We start from the raw sequence: 25800 nt of genomic DNA on the forward strand, positions 1-25800 counted from the left end.
CGGCCGATACTGGGGGCATGACGGCTCCAGGAACCGTGCTGGTGGTCGAGGACGAACCGAGCATCGCCGACGTCCTCGCCATCGCGCTGCGCTACCACCGCTTCGAGGTGATGGTCGCGGGCACCGTGCGCGAGGCGCTCGCCCTCGCCGACCGCACCCGCCCGGACTGCGCACTGCTCGACGTGATGCTCCCGGACGGCGACGGCCGCGCCCTGGGGCACGAACTGCGCGCCCGCCGGCCCGACCTGGCGGTCGTCTTCCTCACCGCGCGGGACGCGCCGGCCGAGATCGTCGGCGCCCTCGGCTTCGGCGACGACTACATCACCAAGCCCTTCGACATCGACGTGGTCGTCGCCCGCATCACCGCCGTCCTGCGCCGCACCCGCCCCGCCGACGTCCTCCCCCAGCGCCCGCCCCTGCGCTACGGCGACCTGGAGCTGGACGAGACGACGTACTCGGTGCACCGCGCGGGCAACTCGGTCGAGCTGACCCCCACGGAGTACGCCCTGCTGCGCTTCCTGGTGCGCAACGGCGGGCGGGTCGTGCCCAAGGAACAACTCCTGCGCCACGTCTGGCAGTACGAGCACACCCCGCCGGAGTCGACCGTCGTCGAGACCTACATCAGCTATCTGCGGCGCAAGCTGGAGACCCTGGGACCGCCCGTGATCACCACACGGCGGGGCGTCGGATACGGGCTCGCATGAGGAAGTTCACCCTCCCGAACTGCGAGCGCGGCGCCCACTCCCTGCGCGCCAAGCTGACCCTGGCGAACCTCGCGCTGCTGGCGCTCGGCATCGTCATGGCCACCGCCGTCAGCCTCATGGGCATGCGGCACTACCTGCTCGCCCAGGTCGACGCCGGACTGGCCAAGTCCCGTGACTCGCTGAGCGGTTCGCACCTCACCATGGAGCAGCTCAACACGCTGAGCACACTGGCCGGCATAGGCGACCACCTGATCCCGAAGGAGATGGGCAACTCACCGAACCCGGACACCGTGTTCGCGGCGGTCGGCAAACAGGGCAAGGTGCTCACGGTCGCCGGCTTCGAGCCGACCGCCGCACAGCGGGCGCTCGCCGCCGCCTTCCACGACCCGGCCACACTGGCCGCGGACGCCACACCGCGCGACATCTCGCTGCGCGGCGATCCCTACCGCGCCACCGGGACCCGGCTCGCCGACGGCACGTACATCCTGATCGCCGCCTCCACCGGCGGCCTCCACCACGGCATGGCCAAGGCGCTCAAGCTGGACCTCGCCTTCGGCAGCCTGCTGCTCGTGCTGCTCGCCGCGCTGACCATGATGAGCGTGCGGCGCCGAATGCTGCCCCTGGAGGACATGGTCGAGACGTCCACAGCCATCGCCGAGGGCGACCTGACCCGCCGCGTGCCCTCCAGCCACCACCCCACCCAGGAGGTCGAGCAGCTGCGGGTCGCCCTCAACTCCATGCTCCACCAGGTGGAGTCGGCGTACCGCACGCGCGAGCGTACGGCCGCGCAGCTCCGCCGTTTCGTCGCCGACGCCTCGCACGAGCTGCGCACCCCGCTGTCGGCGATACGCGGCTACCTCCAGCTGTACGACAAGGGCATGCTGACCGAGCCCGACGAGCGCAAGCGGGCCTGGGACCGGATGAACGCGGAGGCGGACCGTATGGGCCGTCTCGTCGACGAACTCCTCATGCTGGCCCGCCTGGACCAGCGACCCGAGCTGCGCTTCCGCAGCGTCGATCTGAGCCGCCTGGTGCGCGACGCCGCCGACGACCTGCGGGTGCAGCAGCCGGAGCGGCCCGTCACGGTCGGCGCCGACGGCTCCCTCCTGGTGCGCGCCGACGAGTCGGGCCTGCGCCAGGTACTCGGCAACCTGGTGACCAACGTCCGCACCCACACCCCCGCCGACGTGCCCGTACGGCTCGGTCTGGAGCGCGAGGACGGGGTCGTACGGCTCTGTGTCGCGGACCAGGGTCCGGGGCTCTGCCCGGACGACGCGGCGCGCATCTTCGACCGCTTCTTCCGGGCGGGCGGCGGCGCGGGCAGCGGTCTGGGGCTGGCGATCGTGCAGGGCGTCGTCCAGGCGCACGGCGGCGATGTGGCCGTGCGGACGGCGCCGGGCGAGGGGCTCGCGGTGACGGTGACGCTGCCGACGCGGACGCCCGTGCCGTCGTAGGAGCCCGCAGGAATCAGGTGTCGGCCTGGACCAGGGCCCACACCGTTTTGCCGTGTGCGCCGCGGCTCCAGACGCCCCAGGCGGCCGCGATGCCCTCCACCAGGTGGAGGCCCCGGCCAGCCTCCTCCAGGGCCGTCACGACCCGCAGGCGGGGTTCCACGCGGCCCTCGTCCGAGACCTCTATCAGGCAGGAGCCGTCCGCGAGGGCCGTCACCGCCACCTCGAACTCCCGCTCCAGGAGCGGCCCGTGGCGTACGACGTTGGTCGCCAGCTCGGACACGAGCAGCACCGCGTCCTGGAGCGCCGGATCGTCGCTCCCGTGCCCCCAGTCGGCCAGATGGTCCCGGACCCGGCGCCGGGCGAGACCCACGGAAGCCGGGTGCCGGGGCAGCCGGAAGGAGTTGCGTCTGACCACGTCGGCTCCTCACCCCGCACTCACCTCCGTCACATGGTGCTGCGTGCGAGGGCCGACCGGCGTCACTCGGACAAAAGATCGAACGAAGGTCAACGACCCGGGCTCATGTCCGGTGCCGCCGGATCAGGTCAGATCCAGTCCAGCGCCCACAGCCGGAACACGCCCGTGCCGTCCGTGAGGTAGGAGATGCCGCCGACGTCCTCACTGCTCACGACGTACTCCTTGCGCTGCCACAGCGGGATCAGCGGCACGTCGTCGGCCACGTCCGCCTGGAGGTCGCGGAAGTCGTCGTCGACGCGGCTGCGGTCGGCGAACTTCTGGCTGCTGAGGATGAGTTGGTCGACGAGCTTGTTGCTGTAACCGGTGTTCATGGTCGAGCCGGTGCCGACGAGCGGGGAGCCGAAGGTGTCCGGGTCGGGGTAGTCGGCGACCCAGCCGACGGCGTACGCGTCCAGCTTGCCGGTCGCCCAGCGCTTCTGGAAGTCGGTCCACTCGTAGCCCTTGACGTCCACCTTGAAGAGCCCGCTCGCCTCCAGCTGCTTCTTCAGCTCGGCGGCCTCCTCCTTGCCGGCGCCGTGCCCGATGCCGTAGCCGTACGTGAAGTGGACCGGGACGGAAACGTCGGCCTCTTCAAGGAGTGCCTTCGCCTTGTCGACGTTCTGGGAGGGGTAGTCGTCGAAGAAGGACGTCGTGTGGCCGACGATCCCGGTGGGGATCAGCGAGTACAGCGGGTCGACCGTGCCGTCGTACACCGTGGCGGCGAGCTGTTCGCGGTTGATCAGCCAGGCCATCGCCCGCCGGACGAGGACGTCGTGCAGGGGCGTGCCCTTACGGGTGTTGAGGTACAGGTTGCGGGTCTCGGAGCTGTCCGCCTCCGACACGCGCTGGTTGGGGTCGCTCGCGGAGAGCCCGGAGAGCATCTTCGGGGGCAACTGACGGGTGGCCACCTGGACCTGCTTCGCCTGGTACGCCTTCTGCAGCGCGTCCGAGTCGGCGTAGTACCGCAGCTCGATCGGGCTGCCGGTGTTCTTGACGGCACCCTTGTAGTGGCTGTTCGGCGAAAGGAGCGCCTTCTTGTCCTTCGTATACGTGGACAGGGTGTACGGGCCGGTGCCGTCGACCTGGTAACCGTTGCGCGGGGCGTCCTTCGGGTACTTGGTGCTGTCGACGATCGCACCGGCGCCGGTGGCCACCTTGAACGGGAACGTGGCGTCCGGGGACGACAGATGGAAGGTGACCGTCATCCCGGAGGCGTCGACCGAGCCGAGCGTGGAGAGCAGCGACGACGGACCCACATCGGAGTTGATCTTCTTGACCCGGTCGAAGGAGAACTTCACGTCCTCGGCGGTCATCGAGCGCCCGCTCGGGAAGGTGAGCCCCTCGCGCACCACACAGCGGTACGTCGTCAGCCCGCCGCCCTCGAACCCGCAGCTCTTGGCCGCGTCCGGAACAGGTGTCGTACCGCCCGAGTCGAACGTCATCAGTGACTGGAAGACGTTGCTGTACAACGCCCAGGAACCGGCGTCGTACGCGGCGGCCGGGTCGAGGGACGTGACAGCGTCCGTCGTTCCGACCGTGATCGTCTTGTCGTTGCTTCCGTCCGAGGGCAGCAACTGCCAGCCCCCGACTCCCACGGCCGCCAGAACCAGCAGCGTCGCGAGAATCCGTATGCGAACCGACCGCATCGGTGTGCCCTCCCGAGAGCCCTCCCGGGCCCCTCCCATATGCCACTCCCCTAGTGGCGCGGATCACCTAACCACAGGAGTTTCATCCGGGGGAAGAGGGTTCTGCCGAGATGAGAAAGAACTTACCGACCAGTGTTAATTGCCCGTTTCACAGGCGGTTCTCAGCCAGTGCGCGGGCATCCTCCGGCATGGGCAACTAGGCCTGTTTCGAGGCCAGTTCGACGACCGTGATGTCCGACGGCGCCCCCACGCGCGTGGGCGGTCCCCAGGCGCCCGCGCCCCTGCTGACGTACAACTCGGTGTCGCCGTACCGCTCCAGGCCCGCGACCGTCGGATTGGCCGCCGCCGCGATGAAGTTGCCGGGCCACAACTGGCCGCCGTGGGTGTGCCCGGAGAGCTGGAGGTCGACGCCGTGCTTCACGGCCTCGTGGATCTGCACGGGCTGGTGCGCGAGCAGCACGCACGCGCGCGTGGTGTCCCGATCGCCGAGCGCCTTCCCGAAGTCAGGTCCTTGCCCCTCGCTCTCGCCCTGGAGGTCGTTGACCCCGGCGAGGTCGAATCCGGCCAGTTCGGTACGGGCGTTCTCCAGGGTGTGGATCCCGAGCGTGCGGACCTCTTCCAGCCACTGTTGGGCGCCGGAGAAGTACTCATGATTACCGGTGACAAAGAAGCTGCCGTGCCGCGCCTTCAACCCCGCCAGGGGTGCAGCGGCGGGCCCAAGGTTCTTGACACTGCCGTCCACCAAGTCACCGACAACGGCGATGAGATCGGGCTGGGTCGCGTTGATCGTGTCGACGACCTTCTGCGCGAAACCCCGTCCCAGGAGCGGCCCCAGGTGAATGTCACTGACGACCGCGATCCTGAACCCGTGCGCGGACCGCGGCAGTTTCGCCAACGGCACGGTCACCCGCTTCACGCCCGGCCCACGCAGCACACCGTAGGTCCCGTACCCGACGGTCCCGACCGCCGCAGCGGCGGCGGCACCCCCGACGACCCGCGAGACGAAGAGACGGCGCGAGGGAGCGCTCAGCGGCGCTTCAGGGGCTTCCGCGGGGGCCGTCGCGGAGTCAGGCGCCTCGCGCTCTTCTACGGCCGTCTCGGCCCGCTCACGCCGTTCGAGGAGCCGGCGCAGCAGCGGCCGTAGGACCTCACCAGCGAGGACGGCCAGGAGCAGGTAGATCGCCAGGGCCATCCACAGGAAGCCGGGCCAGCCCAGGACCTGTTGGAGCCAGAAGGGCGCGCCGCCGCGCTCGGTGGCCACGGCCGCGATCATCAGGACCGGGCCGGCGACCAGTACGACCGTGCCGGTGATGCGGGCGGGGCCCCACGCGCGCGTGGTGTCGCGGACGAGGCGGCGCCAGACGTACCAGTGGAGCCCGCCGAGGACCGCGACGGCGACCAGGGCCACGAGAGCGATGACGACGATGGCCACTTCTTTATGACGTCTCGCGCAGTGCGCGCAGACCACGCAACCCGAGGCCCCCGATGACCGTCCCCAATACGAAGGAGACGATGGCGAGGGTCAGATGGACCCAGAAGTACGCCGTGGGATGGCCGTCGTCGAAAGCCAGCCCGCTTGTGTCCTTGATCAAGTTCTTAATGAAAGTGACCCAGATGACGAGGCTCCACACCCCGAAGGCGAGCAGGAACCAGGAGACGGGGCGGCTGAGCTTCATGAGTCCAGTATCGCCGTCGTCCCCGGGGGCCCGTGTCCGGGGTGGGGCCGGTGACGGGACTTCGGGTTCCCCGGCATGTACGTTCTCGTCCGTGCCCGCTCCACTGCAGACCATCAGGCGATCCCTGTTGGTGCTTTCCGCCGCCCTGTCGTCCCTCGCGCTCACCGCGCCCGGCGCCCTCGCGGCCCCGAGTCCTACGCCGACGCCGACCGCCCCGACCGCGACTCCTAGTTCGTCGGCGAGTCCGTCGGCGAGTTCTTCGGTGACTCCTACGGCCACTCCCCCGGCGAACATGTCGTCGGTGGGCGGCAGCCGCCTCGGCATGGCGGGGACGCAGGTCGATCTGACGGCCGGCGTCCCGGTGCTGCCGAAGGACCTCACCGCGCGGTCGTGGATCGTGAGCGACGCCGAGTCGGGCGCGGTGCTCGCCTCGCACAACGCGCACTGGCGGCTGCCTCCGGCGAGCACCCTGAAGATGCTGTTCGCGGACACCGTGCTGCCGAAGTTCCCGAAGACGACCGAGCACAAGGTGGTCGCGGCCGACCTGGCCGGCATGGGCGCCGGTTCCAGTGTGGTCCCGATAAAGGAGGGCGAGAGCTACACGGTCCACGACCTGTGGCTCGGTGTCTTCCTGCGCTCCGGCAACGACGCGGTGCACGTCCTGTCCCACATGAACGGGGGCGTCGACAAGACCGTCGCCGACATGAACGCGCACGCCCAGGACCTCCAGGCCCTCGACACGCACGTGGTGACGCCGGACGGCTACGACGAGCCGGGGCAGGTCTCGTCGGCGTACGACCTGACGCTGTTCGCGCGCTCCGGGCTGCAGAAGAAGGACTTCCGGGAGTACTGCTCGACGGTGAGCACGAAGTTCCCGGGCGAGACGACGAAGAAGAAGGGCAAGTCGGTCCGCGGGACCTTCGAGATCCGCAACACCAACCGGCTGCTGAGCGGCGACTCGGACGTCTCGGTGTACCCGGGCATCGCGGGCGTCAAGAACGGCAACACCACCAACGCGGGCGCGACCTTCACCGGCGTCGCCGAGCGCAACGGCAAGGTGCTGCTGGTGACGGTCATGAACCCGGAGAAGAACGAGCACAACGAGGTCTACAAGGAGGCCGCGAAGATCCTCGACTGGGGCTTCCAGGCGGACGGGAAGGTGCAGCCGGTGGGAGAGCTGGTCGCGCCCAAGAACGTCCCGCAGGCGAGCGCACAGCCGGGTGCGACGGCCACCGGGGAGGCGGGCGGCGATACCGCCACGAAGCCGAGCGCCAGTGGGTCGGCCTCGACAACGGCCTCCGAGGACGACGGTTCGAGCGGGGTCGGGATCGCGCTCGCCATCACCGGCGGGCTGCTGGTGCTGCTCGCGGCCGGTGTCTTCCTGGTCAACCGGCGCTGGCCGCTGCCGGATCTGGTCCGGCGTCGCCCTCGTCCCTGACCTTCGGGTTCTCGGTCTCGTCGGCCGGGTCGTAGTCGTCGTCCTCGGGGTCGTCCTTGCTCGGCGTCGCCGTCCAGGCGGCGCAGAACAGGACCAGCTTCGACGTGAAGTTCATCCACAGCAGGAGTGCTACGGGGACGCCGAACGCGCCGTACATGCTCTTCGCGGCCACGCCCTGGATGTAGCCGCTGAGCAGCAGCTTCAGGAGTTCGAAGCCGACCGCGCCGATCAGCGCGGCCACGGAGAGCCGGCGGCGCGGGGGTTCGACACCGGGCAGCAGGGTCAGGACGTACAGCAGAAGCAGGAAGTCGACGAACACGGCGACGGCGAACGCCGCGATGCGCAGCAGGACCCCGCCCCAGCCGCCCTGCACCAGGCCCAGTTCGCGGCTGATCCAGTCGACCAGGGCGGAGGCGACGGTGGAGATGGCGATCGTCGCGAGGACGGCGCCGCCCAGGCCGATCAGCACCCCGGTGTCGATGAGTTTGCGCAGGAGGGGGTTCTCGTCGCGGTCGGGCAGCTCCCACACCGCGCGCAGACACTCCCGCATCGAGCCGACCCAGCCGATGCCGGTGAACAGCAGGACGGCACCGGCGATGAGACCGATGGTGCCCGCGTTGTCCACCAGGGAACCGATGTTGAGCTGGTCGGAGATGCCGGGGACCTGCTCGGCGATCTTGTCCTGCAGCTGGTGCTGCTGATCGGTGCTCAGGGTGGCGGCGGCGATCGCGGCGGCCACTGTCAGCAGCGGGAACAGCGCGATGAAGCTGATGAACGTCATGGCGGCGGCCAGCTGCGACCACTTCACCCGGTCCAGCCGCTCGTACGACCGCCACGCGTGCGTGCGCATCAGGCGCGCCACGAGCGGCCCGATGAGGGGGAGCTTCGTCAGCCAGTCCATGATCCGATTCTGCCCTCCTCCGGGGAGACCGATGTGCGAGTACCCCGCAAACACGCGCGTGTGCCGTCATCGTCGGCGGCATCCGATTAATCGCCCATTTCAGGGAGGGGGTCGATGCCGCACAACTGAACGCCCATAAAGGGACGATACGGTCACCTGCATGCGTCCTCCACAGTCCCTCCTTGTCCTCGGCGGTACCTCAGAGATCGCGTTGGCCACCGCCCGCCGGATGATCGCGCGGCGCACCCGCACGGTGTGGCTGGCGGGCCGTCCGTCGCCCGCCCTGGAGACGGCGGCTTCGGAACTGCGTGCCCTGGGGGCCGAGGTGCACACCGTCGCCTTCGACGCGCTCGACACCGACTCCCACGAGACCGTGCTCGGCAAGGTCTTCGCGGAGGGCGACGTCGACATGATGCTGCTCGCCTTCGGGGTCCTCGGCGACCAGGCGCGGGACGAGCGCGAACCGGCCGCCGCGGTGCACGTCGCGCGGACCAACTACATCGGCGCCGTGTCGGCCGGCCTTGTCGGCGCGCGGGCGCTGCAGACCCAGGGGCACGGCTCCCTGGTGGTGCTCTCCTCCGTCGCCGGCGAGCGGGCCCGCCGCGCGGACTTCATCTACGGCTCCAGCAAGGCCGGCCTGGACACCTTCACCCAGGGGCTGGGCGACGCGCTGCACGGCACGGGCGTGCACGTCATGGTCGTACGCCCGGGGTTCGTACGGTCGAAGACGACGGCCGGTCGGGAGACGGGCCCGCTCACGACGACTCCGGAAGCCGTCGCCACGGCCATCGAACTGGGCCTGCGGCGACGCTCGGAGGCGGTCTGGGTGCCCGGGACGCTGCGGGTGGTGATGTCGGCGCTGCGACACCTGCCGCGGGCGGTGTACCGGCGCCTGCCGGTGTGAGCACGGGCGGCTGAGCCGACCCTGTTGGCCGCCTACTGGTGGCTGGGGATCGTGCCGCGCTCGGTGTGCGCCGCCTGGGGTGGCACGACGGCTCCGCCGAAGGCGAACTCGCGCATCTTGCGCCAGACTCCGTCGGCGCCCTGTTCGTAGAGCGCGAACCCGGTGCACGACCACTCCGCGCGGTAGTCGTCGAGCGCTTCGAAGGCGCGGTCCATCGACTCCTCGTCGATGCCGTGCGCCACGGTGACGTGCGGGTGGTACGGGAAGTGCAGGTCGCGTGCCACCGGCCCGGAGGCGTCGCGGACCTGCTTCTGGAGCCAGGTGCAGGCGGCGGCGCCCTCGACGACCTGGACGTAGACGACCGGGGACAGCGGCCGGAAGGTCCCGGTGCCGGACAGCCGCATCGGGAAGGGGCGTCCGGCGGCGGCGACGTCGACCAGGTGGGCCTCGATCGCGGGGAGTTGCGAGGCGTCCACCTCGGTCGGCGGCAACAGCGTGACGTGCGTGGGGATGCCGTGAGCCGCGGCGTCGCCGAAGCCCGCGCGCCGCTCCTGGAGCAGGCTGCCGTGAGGCTCCGGGACCGCGATCGACACACCGATCGTTACGGTCCCCACGTCGTCTCCTGTCGTCCTGTCGGTGGTCCTGATCGTGCTCTTCATGGCGAGCGGGGCGGCCACGCGCGCGGCCACCCGGCTATCGACTGTACGGCCACGACCGAGTTGTGGGCAGGCGCAACCGTAGTGATGTGCAGCGCTCTGTCCAGTGGTACTTCGGTGCGGTCGTACGCCTCAGTGCTTGGCGGGCAGGAAGCCGACCCGGTCGTACGCCTGGGCGAGGGTCTCGGCCGCGACGACTCGCGCCTTCTCCGCGCCCTTGGCCAGGATCGAGTCGAGCGTCTCCGGGTCGTCCAGATACTGCTGGGTGCGCTCCTTGAAGGGCGTCACGAACTCGACCATGATCTCGGCGAGGTCCGTCTTCAGCGCGCCGTACATCTTGCCCTCGTAGTCCCGCTCCAGCTCCGCGACCGACGTGCCGGTGAGGGTCGAGTAGATCGTGAGCAGGTTGCTGACGCCCGGCTTGTCCACGGCGTCGTAGCGGATCACGGTGTCCGTGTCGGTGACCGCGCTCTTGACCTTCTTGGCGGTCGCCTTCGGGTCGTCGAGGAGGTTGATGAGGCCCTTCGGAGTCGACGCCGACTTGCTCATCTTGATCGACGGGTCCTGAAGGTCGTAGATCTTCGCCGTCTCCTTGAGGATGTACGGCTTCGGGATCGTGAAGGTCTCTCCGTAGCGGCCGTTGAAGCGCTCGGCGAGGTCGCGGGTCAGCTCGATGTGCTGGCGCTGGTCCTCGCCGACCGGCACCTCGTGCGCCTGGTACAGCAGGATGTCGGCGACCTGGAGGATCGGGTACGTGAACAGGCCGACGCTGGCGCGGTCGGCGCCCTGCTTGGCGGACTTGTCCTTGAACTGGGTCATGCGGGACGCCTCACCGAAGCCGGTCAGGCAGTTCATGACCCAGGCGAGCTGGGCGTGCTCGGGGACATGGCTCTGGACGAAGAGCGTGCAGCGTTCCGGGTCGAGCCCGGCGGCCAGCAGCTGAGCGGTGGCGAGCCGGGTGTTGGCGCGCAGGTCCGCCGGGTCCTGCGGGACCGTGATCGCGTGCAGGTCCACGACCATGTAGAACGCGTCGTGGGACTCCTGGAGGGCCACCCACTGGCGCACGGCGCCGAGGTAGTTGCCGAGGTGGAACGAGCCTGCTGTGGGCTGGATTCCGGAGAGCACGCGGGGTCGGTCAGAAGCCATGTTCACCATTCTCTCAGGTCTTGGGGGCCGGTCCGGAACTGGTTCCGAACTGGTTCGGACGAGATGCGACACGGGTGGGAACCGATCCGGCTCGGGCGGTGTACCAAATGTGTGAAGACGCGGGAGGGGGGCCGCATCGTCGATGAGGCCGCGGTGATCGCACGTGTACGCGCCGGAGAGCCGGAGGCGTACGCGGAGCTGGTGCTGGCCCACACGGGCATCGCACTCAGGGCGGCCGCGGCACTCGGGGCGGGAGCGGACGCGGAGGACGTGGTGCAGCAGGCCTTCGTCAAGGCGTACTGCGCGCTGGGCAGGTTCCGGGACGGCTCGGCGTTCAAGCCGTGGCTGCTGTCGATCGTCGCCAATGAGACGAGGAACACAGTGCGTACGGCGGCGCGTCAGCGCACGCTCGCCGGCCGGGAGGCGGCGTTCGCGGAGGCCGAGCCGCTGATACCGGAATCGGCGGACCCCGCGGTCGCCACGCTGGAGACGGAGCGCCGCGCGGCCCTCCTCTCCGCCCTGGACCAGCTCAGCGAGGACCACCGCCTGGTCGTCACCTACCGCTATCTCCTGGAGATGGACGAACCGGAAACGGCCCAGGCCCTGGGCTGGCCACGCGGCACGGTGAAGTCCCGACTGAACCGCGCGCTGAAGAAACTGGGGCGGTTGCTGCCGGATTTCCGACCTCGGGAAGGGGGTGACGAGGATGAGTGACGAGCGGAAGTCCTACGGCGGTGACGGCGCCGGCGAGCATGAAGGCGCCGGGCATCGGCGAGTCGGCCGCGACGGGCACGCGGGGCGCACGGATGCCTCTCGGCTGCCCGAGGAGCTGCGGGCGTTGGGGCGTTCGCTGGACGCGCGGGGTGGTCGCGGTGGCGGGGCCGCCGGGTCCGAGTCGATGGTCGAGCGGGTGCTGGCGCAGATATTGGCCGAGCAGATCCCGGTGCCTGTCCAGGAGGCAGGGCCGACCGGGGTCCGGGCGCGGCTGCGCGCTGTCCGACGCTGGACGCGGATGCGGTGGCGGGCGCTGACGGCGGCCGTATGCGGTCTGCTGACGGTGCTCGTGCTCACGCCTCCGGTGCGGGCGGCGGTCTTCGACTGGTTCGGCTTCGGCGGGGTCGAGGTGCGGTACGACCCGTCGGCGGTGCCCTCGGCCGGGGCTGAGGTGCCGGGGTGCGGGCGGTCGGTGACGCTGGCGCAGGCCGGTCGGCGTGCGGGGTTCGAGCCGGTGGTGCCGGACGCGTTGGGTGTGCCGGACGCGGTGACGGTGACCGGTGAACCGCAGGGGCGCTTTCTGGTGAGCCTGTGCTGGCGGGACGGCGGGCACACGGTCCGGGTCGACGAGTATCCGGCGCGGCTGGACGTCGGTTTCGCCAAGACGGTGCGTGAGCCGCCGGAGTGGCTGTCGTTGGGGGCGAGCGCCTCGCCGGACGGCGTGCAGGATCCGGCGCTGTGGTTCGCGCGGCCGCATCAGCTGAGTTTCTGGCTGGTGGATGCGGACGGGGGCCGTTATACGCGGGAGGAGCGGACGGCGGGGCCGACGTTGCTGTGGACGCATGCGGTCGGTGGGATTCCGGGCGGTGATCTGACGTTCCGTCTGGAGGGTGTGGAGTCGAAGCAGCGGGCCTTGGAGATCGCGCGGTCGCTCGATCGGCCGCGGTAGGGCCACCTGTGCAAGTGGCGCGAACTGTGCGAGCAGTGCGGGTAGTTCAGACGGCTCGGGTGGGATGGGAACCTCGACGGTTCGAGCGGTGTACCAGAAGTGACAGGCGGCTCGCGGGCGGGCCGTACGGGGATCGACTGGCTGGGGGTTCGGGTGTTCGGAGGCGGAAGTACGGGCGGGGCAGGCGGAGTTACGGGCGGGACGAGGAGGAGCGCGGCGAGGACAGGTGGGAGTGCGAGCGGAGTTCGTGAACTGACGACCCTGAGCGGGGCGTTGGCGATGACGCTGGCCCTGATGGTGTGGGGTGCGTCGGACGCGGCCGCGGGCGGGCCGACGAGCGTGCTCGTTACCTCGCCGGCGAGCGGGCGGGCCACGGCCTTGTACTACTCGGACGAACAGTACGGAAAGCTCCAGCAGTTACTCGGGGCCGAGGGCAGGGGCACCCGCGACAAGCCGCCCGAGGCCGATCTGGCCCACGCCCGGCAGATCAACGTGACCTGGCTGGCGCACGACATATCGCCCTGGCGGATCGACCGGGTCTTTCCGGTCGAGTCCCGACCGCAGGCGGTATGGATCCACACGGCGGCCGACGTGTCGGAGAACACGAACCTGAACGGCTATTGGCACCGGGCCGGGCAACCCGCCCAACTCCGCGCCCTCCTCAAGAAGTTGGGCGTGCTGGGCAAGGGCACCGGCAACAGCTACTCGGGCATCTTCCCGGCGCCGTGGCAGTCGCCGTCGCCGTCGACCGAGCCGGATCCGGCGACCGTCGCGCCTGACGCCGACGCGGGGGTGGGGACCACCACGGTGCGGGTCTCCTCGCCGGACAAGGGTCATGGCACCGAGTGGTGGTGGGCGATACCGGGTGCGGCGGCCGGAGCGGTACTGGCCCTGGTTCTACGGCCGTTCGTCGCGCGGCTGCCGCTGGACCGGTGGCGGAAGGGACGGGAGTCGGGGCCTCGGCAGGAGTTGCGGGACGTGTGAGGGGCGGAGGACAGGAGGGGACGAGGAGAGTTGGAGAAGGGGGGACGGGATGGAACGCGGGAGAGGACGGGCGAGGTTGCGGGGCCTGTGTCTCGTGGCCGGGCCGGTACTGATGGCCCTCGTCGGGATGCACCCGGTCCAAGCGGCTCCGCTCCGGGACATCCCGGATCTGGCGCTGGTCGTCGCGGGCGACACCGGCCGGACGGAGAGCTGGCGCTCCGGGGAGTCGTCATTCGCCCGCCTGTGGACGTTGTTGCAGCCGACGTACGCGGGGACGGAGCGGGTGTCGCAGGAGTGGGAGGCGGGCCGGTATCCGGCGGTGCGGTTCACCGTGGTCTGGGGGCTGACCGGGGTCGGGGGCTGGCCCCGGACGAGTCGGGCTCCGGGTGGTGATGTGGCGGTGGAGCGGGAGGACCAGTTGTTCGTGGCCCCGGACGGCACACCGTGGGTGCGGACTGATCCGGCTCCGGAGGTGGCGGACGACGACATCCGCTGGCATCGGGCACCGCGTGCGGTCTTCGCTCAGTGGGAGCGGGCGGGGATGCTCGGCGGAACCGGCGCTGACAGCAAGGCAGTTGGGGGTGGGACCGCATCTGCGGGGCTTAGCGGCTCTGTCTGGTGGGCGGCGGCGGGTGTGGCCGTCGGTGTGGGCGGCACGCTGCTGATACGCCGCGCGGCGGCCCGGCGTGAGGCCGGACCGCCGCGCGAGGAACCACGACAGGAACTCATCGATCTGTGAGAGTCGCCGGTCTTTGACAACTCAAGAGAGAGCGTGGGTCAGCTGTCAGCCGAGGTCGATCTCCGGGTACAGCGGGAAGCCGGCGACGAGGTCGGTGGCGCGGTGGGAGATCTCGTCCGCGATCTTCGGGTCGAGGATGTGCTGCGCCTTGGACGGCGCGCCCTTGCTGGTGGTGCCGGGCTCCGTGGTGGTGAGGACGCGGTCGATGAGACCGGCGACCTCGTCCATCTCGGCGGTGCCCAGGCCGCGGGTGGTCAGGGCGGGCGTGCCGATGCGGATGCCGGAGGTGTACCAGGCGCCGTTGGGGTCGGCCGGGATGGCGTTGCGGTTGGTGACGATGCCCGAGTCGAGCAGGGCGGCCTCGGCCTGGCGACCGGTGAGGCCGTAGGAGGAGGCGACGTCGATCAGGTTGAGGTGGTTGTCGGTGCCGCCGGTGACGAGGGTGGCGCCCCGGCGCATCAGGCCGTCGGCCAGCGCGCGGGAGTTGTCGACGATGCGCTGGGCGTAGTCCTGGAAGGAGGGCTGCCTGGCCTCGGCGAGGGCGACGGCCTTGGCGGCCATGACGTGCGGGAGCGGGCCGCCGAGGACCATCGGGCAGCCGCGGTCGACCTGGTCCTTGAGGGAGTCGTCGCACAGGACCATGCCGCCGCGCGGGCCGCGCAGCGACTTGTGGGTGGTGGTGGTGACGATCTGGGCGTGCGGGACCGGGTCGAAGTCGCCGGTCAGCACCTTGCCCGCGACCAGGCCGGCGAAGTGCGCCATGTCGACCATCAGGGTCGCCCCGACCTCGTCGGCGATCTCGCGCATGATGCGGAAGTTCACGAGGCGCGGGTAGGCGGAGTAGCCGCCGACGATGATCAGCGGCTTGAACTCACGGGCGGAGGCGCGCAGGGCCTCGTAGTCGATGAGGCCGGTGACGGGGTCGGTGCCGTAGGAGCGCTGGTCGAACATCTTGCCGGAGATGTTCGGGCGGAAGCCGTGGGTGAGGTGGCCGCCGGCGTCCAGGGACATGCCGAGCATGCGCTGGTTGCCGAAGGCCTGGCGGAGTTCGGCCCAGTCGGCGTCGGAGAGGTCGTTGACCTGGCGGACGCCCGCCTTCGCGAGGGCGGGGACCTCGACGCGGTCGGCGAGGATCGACCAGAAGGCGACGAGGTTGGCGTCGATGCCGGAGTGCGGCTGGACGTAGGCGTGGCGGGCGCCGAAGAGTTCGCGCGCGTGCTCGGCGGCGAGGGACTCGACGGTGTCGACGTTGCGACAGCCGGCGTAGAAGCGGCGGCCGATGGTGCCCTCGGCGTACTTGTCGCTGAACCAGTTGCCCATGGCCAGGAGGGTGGCCGGGGAGGCGTAGTTCTCCGAGGCGATCAGCTTGAGCATCTCGCGCTGGTCGGCGACTTCCTGGCCGATGGCGTCGGCGACGCGCGGCTCGACGGCACGGATCACATCGAGGGCGGCGCGGAAGGCGGTGGACTCGTTGGAGAGGGCAGAGAGAGGCACGGAATTGTCGGGCATGGGGACCTCCGGACGTGGCGTTCGGCGTTCTCGGTACGGCCCAGGCGCACGGCACACATTCCAGCTCGGGCCGCTCCCCGATGGTCGGTCCCATCCCAGCGCGCCAGTCACGGCCCGCCGGTCAGCCTACCGGGCGGGCCGGACGGTGCGGCTCCTGCGTCCACCATGCGGGCGAGGACAGGAAAGGGGCACCCTCACCTCCGGGAGACGCCGTGACCAGTGCAGAAGCAAGTACGAAAGCCAGTACGGAAGCCCTCATCGCCGCCGCCGAGGACACCCACGGGTCGACGATCTGGATCGCGCCGCCGCTGATGATCAGCGAGGAGGACCTGGACTGGGGACTGGCCTAGAGGACCTGGACTGGGGACTGGCCTAACTGCGTGCCGCGTTGGGGGGTCTAGGGCCGTGGCCTGTCCGGGGAATCTCCAGAGGTCGGTGAGAGGGCCCACAGGGGCGGCCCGTGGCGATCTCCCCTCCCCTAGAGTCCCTTTGTGCTCTTTGGAATGGTGTGCGCGCTCGGCGCGGCGGTCTGCTTCGGTACGGCGACGGTGTTGCAGGCGGTCGCCGCGCGGGCGGCCTCGGCGGGTGGAGGCGGGGACGCGGCGCTGTTGCTGCGGGCGTTGCGGCAGTGGCGGTATCTGGCGGGGTTGGGGCTGGACGGGCTGGGGTTCGTGTTCCAGATCGCGGCGCTGCGGTCGCTTCCCATCTACGCGGTCGGGGCTGCCCTGGCGTCGAGCCTCGCGGTGACGGCGGTGGTGGCCGCGCGGCTGCTGAAGGTACGGCTCAGCGGCGTGGAGTGGGGAGCCGTCGGCGTGGTGTGCGCGGGCCTCGCGATGTTGGGGCTGGCGTCCGGGGCGGAGGGGCACCGGGACGGGTCCATGGCGTTGAAGTGGGCGATGCTCGGGACAGCGGTCGTAGTGCTGCTGCTCGGGCTGGTCGGGGGGCGACTGCCGGAGCGGGGGCGGGCGTTGACGCTCGGTCTTGGCGCCGGGTTCGGGTTCGGGGTCGTCGAGGTGGCGGTCCGGTTGATCGACTCGCTGAAGCCCTCGACGCTGGTCGGCAATCCGGCGACGTACGCGCTGCTCGTCGGTGGGGGCGCGGCGTTTTTGTTGCTGACGACGGCGTTGCAGCGGGGGTCGGTGACGACGGCCACTGCCGGGCTGGTGATCGGGGAGACGATCGGGCCGGCGGCGGTGGGGGTGGTGTGGCTCGGGGACCGGACGCGGGAGGGGCTGGAGTGGCTCGCGGTGTTGGGGTTTGTGGTGGCGGTGGTGGGAGCGCTGGCCTTGGCGCGGTTCGGTGAAGCGCCTGCCTCCGGCGGTGGAGCGGTGGAGGGTGCGGGTGAGTTGGGGTGAGCGTCCCTGGGGGCTGCGCCCCCAGACCCCTGCTTCGGCCCTGAAGGGGCCTCGTCCTCAAACGCCGGACGGGCTGGATTATGCGGGCCCGCGTTGAAACGGCAGACGGGCTGATTTTGTCCGCCCGCGTTGAAAAAATGCCGCCTGCCTCACCCACCCAGCAGGCTGGATATACGGGCCCGCGTTGAACCCTGCCCCCCTCACGGCAACACCCGGCACAACGCCTCCACCGCCCCCGCCCACGCATGGTCCGGCGGTGTCCCATAGCCCACCACCAGCGCGTCCAACGGGTCGGCCAGGGCGTGTTCGTGGCGGTAGAAGGACAGGGAGTGGAGGGCGAGGCCCTGCCAGGCGGCGGCTTGGACCACGGACTGTTCGGTGCCGGGTGGGAGGCTGAGGACGGCGTGGAAGCCGGCCGCGATGCCCGTGACGTGGACGTCGGGGGCGTGCTGGGCGAGGGCGTCGACGAGGGTGTCCCTGCGGCGGCGGTAGCGCAGGCGGGCGGCGCGGACGTGGCGGTCGTAGGCGCCGGAGGTGATGAACTCGGCGAGGGTCAGCTGGTCCAGGACGCCGCAGGTGTCGATGCCGCCCTTCGCCTGCGTGACCTCCTCCATCAGGGAGGGGGGAAGGACCATCCAGGCCAGGCGGAGGCCGGGGGCGAGGGATTTGCTGGCGGTGCCGAGGTAGACGACGTGGTTCGGGTCGAGGCCCTGGAGGGCGCCGATGGGCTGGCGGTCGTAGCGGAACTCGCCGTCGTAGTCGTCCTCCAGGACCAGGCCGCCGGTGCGGCGGGCCCAGTCGACGGCGGCGGAGCGGCGGTCGTGGCGGAGGGGGAGGCCCATGGGGAACTGGTGCGCGGGGGTGAGGAGGACCGCCGGTTCGTCCGTCAACTGGCCGGGATTTGTGCCCAGTTGGTCGAAGGGGAGCGGGCGGGTGCGCAGGCCGGCCTCGGCCAGGATCTGCCAGTGGACGGCGAGGCCGTAGGACTCCACCGCGATCGTGTGGGCGCCGCGGGCCCGCAGGACGGCGCCGAGGAGGCGCAGGCCGCTGGAGATGCCCGCGCTGATCACGATGTGCTCGGGGTCGGCGCGGACGCCGCGGGCGCGGGAGAGGTAGGTGGCGAGGGCGGTGCGGAGTTCGACGCGGCCGCGGGGGTCGCCGTAGCCGAGGGCCTGGTAGGGGGCGTGGGTGAAGGCGCGGCGGGCGGCCTTGAGCCACTCGGTGCGGGGGAAGGCGGCGAGGTCGGGGGTGCCGGGGACGAGGTCGTAGGTGGGGCGGGTGCGGAGGCGGCGGGGCGGGGCGGTGTCGGTGGGCGGGACGACGGCGCGTTCGGCGACGCGGGTGCCGGAGCCCTGGCGGGCGGTGAGCCAGCCCTCGGCGACGAGGTCGGCGTAGGAGTCGGCGACCGTGTTGCGGGCGATGCCCAGGTCGGCGGCAAGGGAGCGGGAGGAGGGCAGCCGGGTGCCGGGGGCGAGGCGGCCGGTGCGGACGGCGTCGCGCAGGGCGTCCGTGAGGCCGCGGCGGACGCCGGTGCTGGTGGCGGTCGGATCCAGATGCAGGTCGACGCCAAAAGTGGCCCAAGATTTCGCCATGGAAATGGACCATACTCCTGGGCTGCCTGACTTCTAGAGTCGAGTACATGACCACAGCACAGGAAACTCCTTACGCCCACGAGCACAGCCCCCGCATGGACTGGGCCCAGCACGCGCCCGAGGTCTACAAGACGATGGTCCGTCTCGACGCCGCCGCCCGCCGGGGCCTCGACCCGAAGCTGCTGGAACTGGTGAAGATCCGCGCCTCGCAGCTCAACCACTGCGCGTTCTGCCTCGACATGCACACCAAGGACGCGCTCGCGGCGGGCGAGAGTGTCGAGCGGATCATCCAGCTCGGCGCGTGGGAGGAGTCGCGGCACTTCTACACCGAGAAGGAGCTGGCGGCGATCGAGCTGACCGAGGCGGTCACCGTGATCACGGACGGCTTTGTGCCGGACGAGGTGTACGCGCGGGCGGCCGAGCAGTTCGAGGAGGCCGAGCTGGCGCAGTTGATCGCGGCGATCACGGTGATCAACGCGTGGAACCGGTTCGGGGTGAGCACGCGGATGGTGCCGGGGCACTACAAGGCGGGACAGTTCAAGTGACGTCGCCCGCACGGGGGTTGGACCGCGAGGTGTGGGGGTGTCGGCCGTGAGCAAGGTGGAGCTGTTCCGGAGTCTGCATCGGCGGCGGTCGGCCGGTGATCCGCTGGTGTTGCCCGGGCCGTGGGACGCGGTGAGTGCGCGGGTGTTCGTGGAGGCCGGGTTCACGGCGCTCGCCACGCCCAGTGCCGGGGTCGCCGCCTCGCTCGGGTACGAGGACGGGGCCGTGCCGGCGGACGAGATGTTCGCGGCGGTCGCGCGGATCGTACGGGCCGTGGACGTGCCGGTGTCGGCGGATGTCGAGGGCGGGTACGGGCTCGCGCCGAAGGAGCTGGTGGAGCGGCTGCTGGAGGCGGGGGCGGTCGGGTGCAACCTGGAGGACTCCGAGGGCGGGGTGCTCAAGGACCCGCGGCGGCACGCCGATTGGCTGGCCGAGGTGCGGGCGGTGGCGGCGGAGCGGTTGTTCGTCAACGCGCGGGTCGACACCTTCCTGCACGGTGACGGGAACCCCGAACGGGCCATCGAGCGGGCCGCGTTGTATGTCGCGGCGGGTGCCGACTGCGTCTATCCGATCATGGCTCCGGCGAAGGTGCTGCCGTTGCTGCGGTCCGGTATCCAGGGGCCGGTCAACGCGCTCGCGCGGCTGGACGGCGAGGGCCCCTCGCCCACCGAACTGGGTGAACTCGGGGCCACGCGCGTCACGTTCGGGCCGGGGCTCCAGCGCTGGGCGGCACTCGCGCTCAAGGAGAGGGCCGTAGAGCTGAAGCGGTGAGCAGGGTCAGGACAGCCAGGTCTTCCAGGTGGAGGGGTGGTTGTCCACCCACTTCTTCGCGGCGTCGGCCGGGGAGAGTTTCTGGTCGGCGATCATCAGGGAGACCTCGTTCTGGTCCTCGGTCGTCCACTTGAACTTCTTCAGGAAGGCCGCCGCCTTGCCGCCGCGCTGGGCGAAGTCCGTGTTGAGGTACTTCTCCAGCGGGGTGTGGGGGTAGGCGCAGGCGACCTTGGTGGCGTCGGCGTCGCAACCCTCCTTGTAGGCGGGGAGTTCGACCTCCGTCATCGGAACCTTCTTGAACAGCCACTGGGGGGCGTACCAGTAGGTGAGGAAGGGCTTCTTCTCCTTGGCGAACTGCTTCATCTGGGTGATCTGCGCGGCCTCCGAACCGGCGAACACCACCTGGTAGTTGAGCTTCAGGTTCGTCACCAGGGCCTTGTCGTTGGTGACGTAGGAGGGCGAGCCGTCCATCAACTGGCCCTTGCTGCCGCTCTCGGCGGTGCGGAACAGCGAGGAGTACTTGTTGAGGTTCTTCCAATTGGTGATGTCGGGGTGCTGCTTGACCAGGTAGGTCGGGACGTACCAGCCGATGTGCCCAGTGACGCCGAGGCCGCCCGCGCGTGTGATCGTCTTCTTGTCGTCGACGTAGCGCTTCTCCTGGTCGGGGTGGCCCCAGTCCTCCAGGATCGCGTCGACCCGGCCCTGGCTGAGCGCGTCCCATGCGGGGACCTCGTCGACCTGGACGGTGTCGACGCGGTAGCCGAGCTTGTGCTCCAACAGGTACTGCGCGACAGCCACGTTGGCCTGTGCGCCCACCCAGGACTGGACGGAGAGGGTCACGGTCTTGGCGCCCTGCGCGTTGGCGAAGGGCGAGGCCTGCTTGGTCATGTCGGCGGCGCCACAGCCCGAGAGCAGGGCGAGGGACGTCACCGCGGCCACTGAGTAAGCCGTACGAACGCGCATGTCACGCTCCCTTCTTGGTGCGGCGTTCCGTGGGTTGGGTCACCCGGTCGAGCATCAGGCCGAGGCAGACGATCGCGGCGCCGGCGACCAGGCCGGTCGCCAAGTCGCCCTGGGCCAGGCCGAACACGGCGTCGTAACCGAGGGCGCCGCCGCCGACCAGGCCGCCGATGATGACGACGGCGAGGACCAGGACCACGCCCTGGTTGACGGCGAGGAGCAACGCCGGGCGCGCGAGCGGGAGTTGGATCTGCCGCAGCTGCTGGGCACTGGTCGCGCCCAGCGAGCGGGCCGACTCCAGGGCGGCCGGGTCGACCTGGCGCAGGCCCTGGGTGGTGATGCGGACGACGGCGGGGAGGGCGTAGACGACGGCCGCCGCGACGGCGGGGGCGCGGCCGACGCCGAAGAGGGCGACGACCGGGATCAGGTACACGAACTGCGGCATCGTCTGGCAGACGTCGAGGACGGGGCGCAGGGCGCGTTCGAAGCGGTCGCTGCGGGCGGCGGCGATGCCGGTCGCGAAGCCGAGGACGAGGGTGACGGCCACGGCGGCCAGCACCTGCGACAGGGTGTCCAGCGACGGCTTCCACACGCCGAGCACGCCGATCGCGGCCATGGCGAGGACGGCGGTGAGCGCGGTGCGCCAGGTGCCGATCACCCAGGCGAGGGCGGCGACGATCAGCAGCACCGACCACCACGGCAGCCACTGCAGACCGTCGCGTACGGGGTCCAGGACCCAGGTGGTGAAGTGGCCGGCCCAGTCGGCCGTGCCGCCGAGGTAGGGGACGCCGGAGTAGAGGTGGGCGGTCATCCAGTCGACGACGCGGTTCACCGGTTCGGCGATGTCCAGGGTCCAGCCGGAGGGCCAGTCCAGGGCGCCGGCGAGGCGGACGGCGACCGCTACGACCACGGTGGCGCCGAGGGCGTACAGCCATGGGCGGAGGTTCGAACCCGGCTCACCCGCGGACTCGTCGGACTGTTCGCCGGCCGCCGCGGTGACGCGGTCCAGTACGACGGCCAGGAGCACGATCGGGATGCCGGCGGCCAGGGCGGCGCCCACGTCGACGGAGGCGAGGGCCTGGTAGACGCGGTCGCCGAGGCCTCCGGCGCCGATGACGGAGGCGATGACGGCCATGGAGAGGGCCATCATGATCGTCTGGTTGAGGCCGAGGAGGAGCTGCTTGCGGGCCAGCGGGAGCCGTGCGGTCAACAGGCGTTGGCGTCCGGTGGCGCCGAGGGACTCGACGGCTTCGAGGACCTCCGGGTCGGCGTTGCGCAGGCCGAGCGCGGTGAGGCGGGCCATGGGCGGGGCGGCGTAGACGACCGTGGCGAGGACGGCGGCGGGGACGCCGATGCCGAAGACGAGGACGACGGGGAGGAGGTAGGCGAAGGCGGGGAGCACCTGCATGGTGTCCAACACCGGGCGCAGTGCGCGGTCCGTGCGTTCGGAGAGGCCGCCGGCCAGGCCGAGGAGCGCGCCCACGACGACCGAGGTGAGCACCGCGACCACCATCAGGGCGAGGGTCTGCATGGTCGGCACCCACATGCCGAGCAGCCCGCAGGCGAGGAAGGCGACGCCGGTGCCGATCGCGAGCCGTACGCCCGCAACCCGCCAGGCGACGAGGGCGCCGAACGCGGTGACGCCCGCCCAGCCCGCGGCGAGCAGCACCAGGTAGACGGCGCGTACGGAGAGGACGACGGCGTTGCTGATGTAGCCGAAGAAGTAGAGGAACAGCGGGGAGCTGTCGCGGTTGTCGATGATCCAGTCGTTGGCCCGACCCAGCGGACCGGACAGGTCGACGGTGAGGGCGTGCGGCCAACTGCCGCTGGCCCACTGCGCGTTGGCGAGCGGTACGAGGATCGCGGCGGCGAGCGCGAGCAGCAGGAGCTTGTGCGCGGCCCGGTGCCGGAGGATTCCGGGGAGGGCGAGGCGCGGGGCGGGTGCGGTGACCGTGGCCATCAGACCGCCTCCTTGCCGGTGTCGACGAGCTCCGCCCCGGCCACGACGTCCAGCAGCCGAGCGTGGTCGACGACGCCCAGACAGCGGCCGTCCTCGACGACGCAGGCGGGCTTTCCGCTGCGGGACACGACCTTGATCGCCTCGGCGACGACCGCGTCGGCCGCGAGAGCACCGGGGTGCTCCGAACCTCCGCAGTCCCCCGGGCGCATAGCCGTACGGACGGTCATGACATCGGCGCGCGGTACGTCCCGTACGAACTCGCGGACGTAGTCGTCGGCGGGTGAGCCGACGATCTCCTCGGGGGTGCCGAGCTGGACGATGCGGCCGTCGCGCATCAGGGCGATGCGGTCGCCGAGTTTCAGCGCCTCGTTCAGGTCGTGGGTGATGAAGACCATCGTGCGGCCCTCTTCCTGGTGCAGCCGGACGACCTCCTCCTGCATGTCACGCCGGATCAGCGGGTCGAGCGCGCTGAACGGCTCGTCGAACAGGAGGACTTGGGGGTCCACCGCCAACGCCCTTGCCAGGCCCACGCGTTGGCGCTGACCGCCGGAGAGCTGGCCGGGGCGGCGCTGTTCCATGCCCTCCAGGCCGACCTTGGTGACGACCTCGGCGGCCCGGCGACGGCGCTCGGCCTTGCCGACGCCCTGGATCTCCAGGCCGTAGGCGACGTTGTCGAGGACCGTGCGGTGCGGGAGGAGGCCGAAGTGCTGGAAGACCATCGCGGCGCGGTGGCGGCGGAGTTCGCGCAGCCGGGACTTGTCCATGGCGCGGACGTCCTCGCCGTCGATGGCGATGGTGCCGGCGGTGGGTTCGATGAGGCGGGTGAGGCAGCGGACCAGGGTGGACTTGCCGGAGCCGGACAGGCCCATCACCACGAAGACCTCGCCCTTGCGGACGTCGAAGGAGACGTCGCGGACGGCGGCGGTGCAGCCGGTGCGGGCGCGCAGCTCGGCGGCGTCGAGGGCGGTGAGTTCGGGGTCGGCGGGGATCTCGTCGGCCTTCGGGCCGAAGACCTTCCAGAGGCCGTCCACCGAGAACACGGGGTCGCCGGCCGTACCTGTACCTGTACCCGCACCCGTGCTCATGCTCGTGGTCGCGGAACTGCCGTTCTCGTCAAGGCCGTTGGGTGTGCTGAGGGTACTCATCGCGCACCACCTCCGATCAGGTCGACGGCCCTTTCGCCGACCATGAGCACCCCGATCATCGGGTTCACGGCGGGCATGGTCGGGAAGACGGAGGCGTCGGCGATGCGGATGCCGTCCAGGCCGCGGACGCGCAACTCGGGGTCGACTACGGCCAGTTCGTCGGTGTCGGCGCCCATGCGGCAGGTGCCGGCCGGGTGGTAGACGGTGTGGGCGACCTTGCGGGCGTACTCGCTCAGTTCCGCGTCGCCGAGGATCTCCGGGCCGGGGCACACCTCGCGCTTGAGCCAGCCGGCGAGGGGTTCGGTCTTCGCGATCTCGCGGGCGATGCGGATGCCGTCGACGAGGGTGCGGCCGTCGTAGTCGTCCTCGTCGGTGAAGTACCGGAAGTCCAGGGCGGGTTTGACCGCCGGGTCGGCGCTCTCCAGGTACAGACGGCCGCGGCTCTTCGGCTTGGGGATGTTCGGGGTCATGGAGACGCCGAACTCGGGGCGTTCGTAGCCGAGGCGCTCGGGGTTGTCGGTGAAGGGGACCTGGTAGAAGTGGAACATCAGGTCCGGGCCCTGATGCCCCGGGTCGCGGCGCACGAACAGGCCCGCGTCGGAGTCCATCGCGGAGTTCTCCGGGATCGGCCCGTTGGTCTCCCAGACGATGACCGACTCGGGGTGGTCGAGGAGGTTCTCGCCGACGCCCGGGAGGTCGACGGCGACGGGGATGCCCAGCGCTTCGAGGTCCTTGCGGGGGCCGATGCCCGAGTGGAGGAGCAGGCGCGGGGAGTCGACGGCGCCGGCGCAGAGGACGACCTCGCGGCGGGCGCGGACGAGGAGTTCCTCACCGTCCTTGGTGCGGACGTGGACGCCCTCGGCTCGGGTGCCGTTCAGCTCCAGGCGGTATGCCCAAGTCTCAAGGAAGATACGGAGGTTGGGGCGCTCGTCCATCACCGGGTGGAGGTACGCGACGGACGCCGACGACCGCTTGTTGTTCTCCGGGTGGTACGCGAGGTCGAAGAAGCCGACGCCGTCCGTGAAGGGTGCCTTGTTGAAGCCCTCGACCCGGGGGACGCCGAGCGCCTCCTGGGCCGCGTCGACGAAGTCGCGGGCGATGGCGTTCCGGTCCTTCTCGTCGACGGGGACGATGTTGTTGAGGAGGCGGGCGTAGTACGCCTCCATCGAGATCGCGCCCCAGCCCTTCGCGCCGGCCGCCTCCCACTCGTCCCAGTCGGACGGCAGCGGCTTGAAGGCGATCAGGGTGTTGTGCGAGGAGCAGCCGCCGAGCACGCGGGCGCGGCTGTGCCGGATGTGGGAGTTGCCGCGCGGCTGCTCGGTGGTCGGGTAGTCGTAGTCCAGCTCGCCGCCGAGGAGGCCCATCCAGCGGCGCAGGGTCAGTACGTCCTCGCGGCCGACGTCGCTGGGGCCGCCTTCGATGACGGCGACGGTGACGTCGGGGTTCTCGGTGAGGCGGGAGGCGATGACGGATCCTGCGGTGCCGCCGCCGATGACGACGTAGTCATAGTCGTACTCGTTGTCGGGCATGGGGGTACTCACTCCAGTGGGGGCTGGGGGTTGAAGGGGACGTGGGGTCGTCGGCCCGCGAACCGGACGCG

General features: G+C 70.6%; 25 protein-coding genes and 1 riboswitch. Of the genes, 12 read left to right on the forward strand and 13 right to left on the reverse strand.

The window, feature by feature from the left end; all coding sequences use genetic code 11:
• Window positions 1-17: 17 nt before the first annotated feature.
• The gene (locus tag ACIBK4_RS05875; protein ID WP_366431183.1) at window positions 18-704 is read left to right on the forward strand and encodes a response regulator transcription factor; all 687 of its coding nucleotides are present in this window, start codon (window positions 18-20) and stop codon (window positions 702-704) included.
• Complete coding sequence (locus ACIBK4_RS05880) at window positions 701-2158, forward strand: sensor histidine kinase (protein WP_398992457.1); 1458 nt, start codon at window positions 701-703, stop codon at window positions 2156-2158. Before ACIBK4_RS05875 ends, ACIBK4_RS05880 begins: the two co-directional genes overlap by 4 nt.
• 13 nt (window positions 2159-2171) lie before the next feature.
• Here the strand turns inward: ACIBK4_RS05880 and ACIBK4_RS05885 are convergent, their stop codons facing one another.
• From ACIBK4_RS05885 to ACIBK4_RS05900, 4 genes are all read right to left on the reverse strand, one after another.
• Entirely contained in the window at window positions 2172-2573 is a 402-nt protein-coding gene (locus tag ACIBK4_RS05885; protein WP_398992459.1) for an ATP-binding protein, read from the reverse strand.
• A 128-nt stretch (window positions 2574-2701) separates the two neighbouring features.
• Complete coding sequence (locus tag ACIBK4_RS05890) at window positions 2702-4258, reverse strand: ABC transporter substrate-binding protein (RefSeq protein WP_398992461.1); 1557 nt, start codon at window positions 4256-4258, stop codon at window positions 2702-2704.
• A gap of 196 nt (window positions 4259-4454) precedes the next feature.
• Window positions 4455-5690, reverse strand: a complete 1236-nt coding sequence (locus ACIBK4_RS05895) for a metallophosphoesterase (protein ID WP_398992463.1) — start codon at window positions 5688-5690, stop codon at window positions 4455-4457.
• A gap of 4 nt (window positions 5691-5694) precedes the next feature.
• Window positions 5695-5934 (reverse strand): SCO4848 family membrane protein, encoded by a 240-nt coding sequence (locus ACIBK4_RS05900; RefSeq protein WP_398992465.1) that lies wholly within the window; start codon window positions 5932-5934, stop codon window positions 5695-5697.
• Window positions 5935-6025: 91 nt separating this feature from the next.
• On the opposite strand from ACIBK4_RS05900, the gene ACIBK4_RS05905 reads away from it, so the two are divergent.
• Complete coding sequence (locus tag ACIBK4_RS05905; RefSeq protein ID WP_398992467.1) at window positions 6026-7372, forward strand: D-alanyl-D-alanine carboxypeptidase family protein; 1347 nt, start codon at window positions 6026-6028, stop codon at window positions 7370-7372.
• Here ACIBK4_RS05905 and ACIBK4_RS05910 read toward each other — a convergent pair.
• Complete coding sequence (locus tag ACIBK4_RS05910) at window positions 7320-8273, reverse strand: YihY/virulence factor BrkB family protein (protein ID WP_398992469.1); 954 nt, start codon at window positions 8271-8273, stop codon at window positions 7320-7322. The two genes, ACIBK4_RS05905 and ACIBK4_RS05910, sit on opposite strands and share 53 nt — an antisense overlap.
• Window positions 8274-8433: 160 nt before the next feature.
• Between ACIBK4_RS05910 and ACIBK4_RS05915 the strand changes: the two genes are divergently transcribed.
• On the forward strand, window positions 8434-9177 hold the full coding sequence (locus ACIBK4_RS05915) for a decaprenylphospho-beta-D-erythro-pentofuranosid-2-ulose 2-reductase (protein ID WP_398992471.1): 744 nt from the start codon (window positions 8434-8436) through the stop codon (window positions 9175-9177).
• A 32-nt stretch (window positions 9178-9209) separates the two neighbouring features.
• Here ACIBK4_RS05915 and ACIBK4_RS05920 read toward each other — a convergent pair whose 3' ends face one another.
• On the reverse strand, window positions 9210-9791 hold the full coding sequence (locus ACIBK4_RS05920; protein WP_398992473.1) for a 2'-5' RNA ligase family protein: 582 nt from the start codon (window positions 9789-9791) through the stop codon (window positions 9210-9212).
• A gap of 174 nt (window positions 9792-9965) precedes the next feature.
• Window positions 9966-10979 carry a tryptophan--tRNA ligase gene (gene trpS / locus ACIBK4_RS05925; RefSeq protein WP_398992475.1) on the reverse strand — a complete coding sequence of 338 codons (1014 nt, stop codon included), beginning with the start codon at window positions 10977-10979 and terminating at the stop codon, window positions 9966-9968.
• A 153-nt stretch (window positions 10980-11132) separates the two neighbouring features.
• On the opposite strand from trpS, the gene ACIBK4_RS05930 reads away from it, so the two are divergent.
• The 4 genes from ACIBK4_RS05930 (at window position 11133) to ACIBK4_RS05945 (ending at window position 14365) form a co-directional block, all read left to right on the forward strand.
• Window positions 11133-11693, forward strand: a complete 561-nt coding sequence (locus tag ACIBK4_RS05930) for an RNA polymerase sigma factor (RefSeq protein WP_398992477.1) — start codon at window positions 11133-11135, stop codon at window positions 11691-11693.
• Complete coding sequence (locus ACIBK4_RS05935) at window positions 11686-12642, forward strand: hypothetical protein (RefSeq protein ID WP_398992479.1); 957 nt, start codon at window positions 11686-11688, stop codon at window positions 12640-12642. Before ACIBK4_RS05930 ends, ACIBK4_RS05935 begins: the two co-directional genes overlap by 8 nt.
• 279 nt (window positions 12643-12921) lie before the next feature.
• Window positions 12922-13626, forward strand: coding sequence for a hypothetical protein (locus ACIBK4_RS05940; protein ID WP_398992481.1), 705 nt, complete (start codon window positions 12922-12924; stop codon window positions 13624-13626).
• A gap of 49 nt (window positions 13627-13675) precedes the next feature.
• Window positions 13676-14365, forward strand: coding sequence for a hypothetical protein (locus ACIBK4_RS05945; protein WP_398992483.1), 690 nt, complete (start codon window positions 13676-13678; stop codon window positions 14363-14365).
• Between the two features lie 45 nt (window positions 14366-14410).
• Here ACIBK4_RS05945 and ACIBK4_RS05950 read toward each other — a convergent pair whose 3' ends face one another.
• Window positions 14411-15874 (reverse strand): glycine hydroxymethyltransferase, encoded by a 1464-nt coding sequence (locus tag ACIBK4_RS05950; protein WP_366095417.1) that lies wholly within the window; start codon window positions 15872-15874, stop codon window positions 14411-14413.
• Between the two features lie 31 nt (window positions 15875-15905).
• A riboswitch (ZMP/ZTP riboswitch) is annotated at window positions 15906-15995 on the reverse strand.
• A 91-nt stretch (window positions 15996-16086) separates the two neighbouring features.
• On the opposite strand from ACIBK4_RS05950, the gene ACIBK4_RS05955 reads away from it, so the two are divergent.
• Window positions 16087-16224, forward strand: coding sequence for a hypothetical protein (locus tag ACIBK4_RS05955; protein WP_398992998.1), 138 nt, complete (start codon window positions 16087-16089; stop codon window positions 16222-16224).
• A 153-nt stretch (window positions 16225-16377) separates the two neighbouring features.
• Complete coding sequence (locus ACIBK4_RS05960; RefSeq protein ID WP_398992977.1) at window positions 16378-17229, forward strand: hypothetical protein; 852 nt, start codon at window positions 16378-16380, stop codon at window positions 17227-17229.
• Window positions 17230-17429: 200 nt separating this feature from the next.
• Here the strand turns inward: ACIBK4_RS05960 and ACIBK4_RS05965 are convergent, their stop codons facing one another.
• Window positions 17430-18821: a PLP-dependent aminotransferase family protein gene (locus ACIBK4_RS05965; RefSeq protein WP_398992485.1), complete on the reverse strand. Its 1392-nt coding sequence runs from the start codon at window positions 18819-18821 to the stop codon at window positions 17430-17432.
• A 47-nt stretch (window positions 18822-18868) separates the two neighbouring features.
• On the opposite strand from ACIBK4_RS05965, the gene ACIBK4_RS05970 reads away from it, so the two are divergent.
• Window positions 18869-19366, forward strand: a complete 498-nt coding sequence (locus tag ACIBK4_RS05970; protein ID WP_398992487.1) for a carboxymuconolactone decarboxylase family protein — start codon at window positions 18869-18871, stop codon at window positions 19364-19366.
• Between the two features lie 46 nt (window positions 19367-19412).
• Complete coding sequence (locus tag ACIBK4_RS05975) at window positions 19413-20135, forward strand: isocitrate lyase/phosphoenolpyruvate mutase family protein (protein WP_398992489.1); 723 nt, start codon at window positions 19413-19415, stop codon at window positions 20133-20135.
• Window positions 20136-20141: 6 nt separating this feature from the next.
• Here the strand turns inward: ACIBK4_RS05975 and ACIBK4_RS05980 are convergent, their stop codons facing one another.
• From ACIBK4_RS05980 to ACIBK4_RS05995, 4 genes are read right to left on the reverse strand one after another with little or no spacing between them, the layout of a single operon-like run.
• Window positions 20142-21098, reverse strand: a complete 957-nt coding sequence (locus ACIBK4_RS05980; protein WP_398992491.1) for an ABC transporter substrate-binding protein — start codon at window positions 21096-21098, stop codon at window positions 20142-20144.
• 1 nt (window position 21099) lies between these two features.
• Window positions 21100-23055, reverse strand: coding sequence for an ABC transporter permease (locus ACIBK4_RS05985; protein ID WP_398992493.1), 1956 nt, complete (start codon window positions 23053-23055; stop codon window positions 21100-21102).
• Window positions 23055-24140, reverse strand: a complete 1086-nt coding sequence (locus ACIBK4_RS05990) for a glycine betaine/L-proline ABC transporter ATP-binding protein (protein WP_398992979.1) — start codon at window positions 24138-24140, stop codon at window positions 23055-23057. The genes ACIBK4_RS05985 and ACIBK4_RS05990 overlap by 1 nt, the downstream gene beginning before the upstream one ends.
• Window positions 24141-24196: 56 nt before the next feature.
• On the reverse strand, window positions 24197-25729 hold the full coding sequence (locus tag ACIBK4_RS05995) for a GMC family oxidoreductase (RefSeq protein ID WP_398992495.1): 1533 nt from the start codon (window positions 25727-25729) through the stop codon (window positions 24197-24199).
• Window positions 25730-25800: the final 71 nt, after the last annotated feature.

The sequence above is a fragment of the Streptomyces sp. NPDC050528 genome (assembly GCF_044457795.1).
In the GTDB taxonomy this organism is placed as follows: Bacteria; Actinomycetota; Actinomycetes; order Streptomycetales; family Streptomycetaceae; genus Streptomyces.

Bases quoted from the DNA above. Each gene is read 5' to 3' on its own strand.
- ACIBK4_RS05875 (WP_366431183.1), top strand. From the start codon at position 18: ATGACGGCTCCAGGAACCGTGCTGGTGGTCGAGGACGAACCGAGCATC.
- ACIBK4_RS05880 (WP_398992457.1), top strand. From the start codon at position 701: ATGAGGAAGTTCACCCTCCCGAACTGCGAGCGCGGCGCCCACTCCCTG.
- ACIBK4_RS05890 (WP_398992461.1), bottom strand. From the start codon at position 4,258: ATGCGGTCGGTTCGCATACGGATTCTCGCGACGCTGCTGGTTCTGGCG.
- ACIBK4_RS05900 (WP_398992465.1), bottom strand. From the start codon at position 5,934: ATGAAGCTCAGCCGCCCCGTCTCCTGGTTCCTGCTCGCCTTCGGGGTG.
- ACIBK4_RS05910 (WP_398992469.1), bottom strand. From the start codon at position 8,273: ATGGACTGGCTGACGAAGCTCCCCCTCATCGGGCCGCTCGTGGCGCGC.
- ACIBK4_RS05915 (WP_398992471.1), top strand. From the start codon at position 8,434: ATGCGTCCTCCACAGTCCCTCCTTGTCCTCGGCGGTACCTCAGAGATC.
- trpS (WP_398992475.1), bottom strand. From the start codon at position 10,979: ATGGCTTCTGACCGACCCCGCGTGCTCTCCGGAATCCAGCCCACAGCA.
- ACIBK4_RS05935 (WP_398992479.1), top strand. From the start codon at position 11,686: ATGAGTGACGAGCGGAAGTCCTACGGCGGTGACGGCGCCGGCGAGCAT.
- ACIBK4_RS05940 (WP_398992481.1), top strand. From the start codon at position 12,922: ATGACGCTGGCCCTGATGGTGTGGGGTGCGTCGGACGCGGCCGCGGGC.
- ACIBK4_RS05945 (WP_398992483.1), top strand. From the start codon at position 13,676: ATGGAACGCGGGAGAGGACGGGCGAGGTTGCGGGGCCTGTGTCTCGTG.
- ACIBK4_RS05950 (WP_366095417.1), bottom strand. From the start codon at position 15,874: ATGCCCGACAATTCCGTGCCTCTCTCTGCCCTCTCCAACGAGTCCACC.
- ACIBK4_RS05960 (WP_398992977.1), top strand. From the start codon at position 16,378: ATGGTGTGCGCGCTCGGCGCGGCGGTCTGCTTCGGTACGGCGACGGTG.
- ACIBK4_RS05965 (WP_398992485.1), bottom strand. From the start codon at position 18,821: ATGGCGAAATCTTGGGCCACTTTTGGCGTCGACCTGCATCTGGATCCG.
- ACIBK4_RS05970 (WP_398992487.1), top strand. From the start codon at position 18,869: ATGACCACAGCACAGGAAACTCCTTACGCCCACGAGCACAGCCCCCGC.
- ACIBK4_RS05980 (WP_398992491.1), bottom strand. From the start codon at position 21,098: ATGCGCGTTCGTACGGCTTACTCAGTGGCCGCGGTGACGTCCCTCGCC.
- ACIBK4_RS05985 (WP_398992493.1), bottom strand. From the start codon at position 23,055: ATGGCCACGGTCACCGCACCCGCCCCGCGCCTCGCCCTCCCCGGAATC.
- ACIBK4_RS05990 (WP_398992979.1), bottom strand. From the start codon at position 24,140: ATGAGCACGGGTGCGGGTACAGGTACAGGTACGGCCGGCGACCCCGTG.
- ACIBK4_RS05995 (WP_398992495.1), bottom strand. From the start codon at position 25,729: ATGCCCGACAACGAGTACGACTATGACTACGTCGTCATCGGCGGCGGC.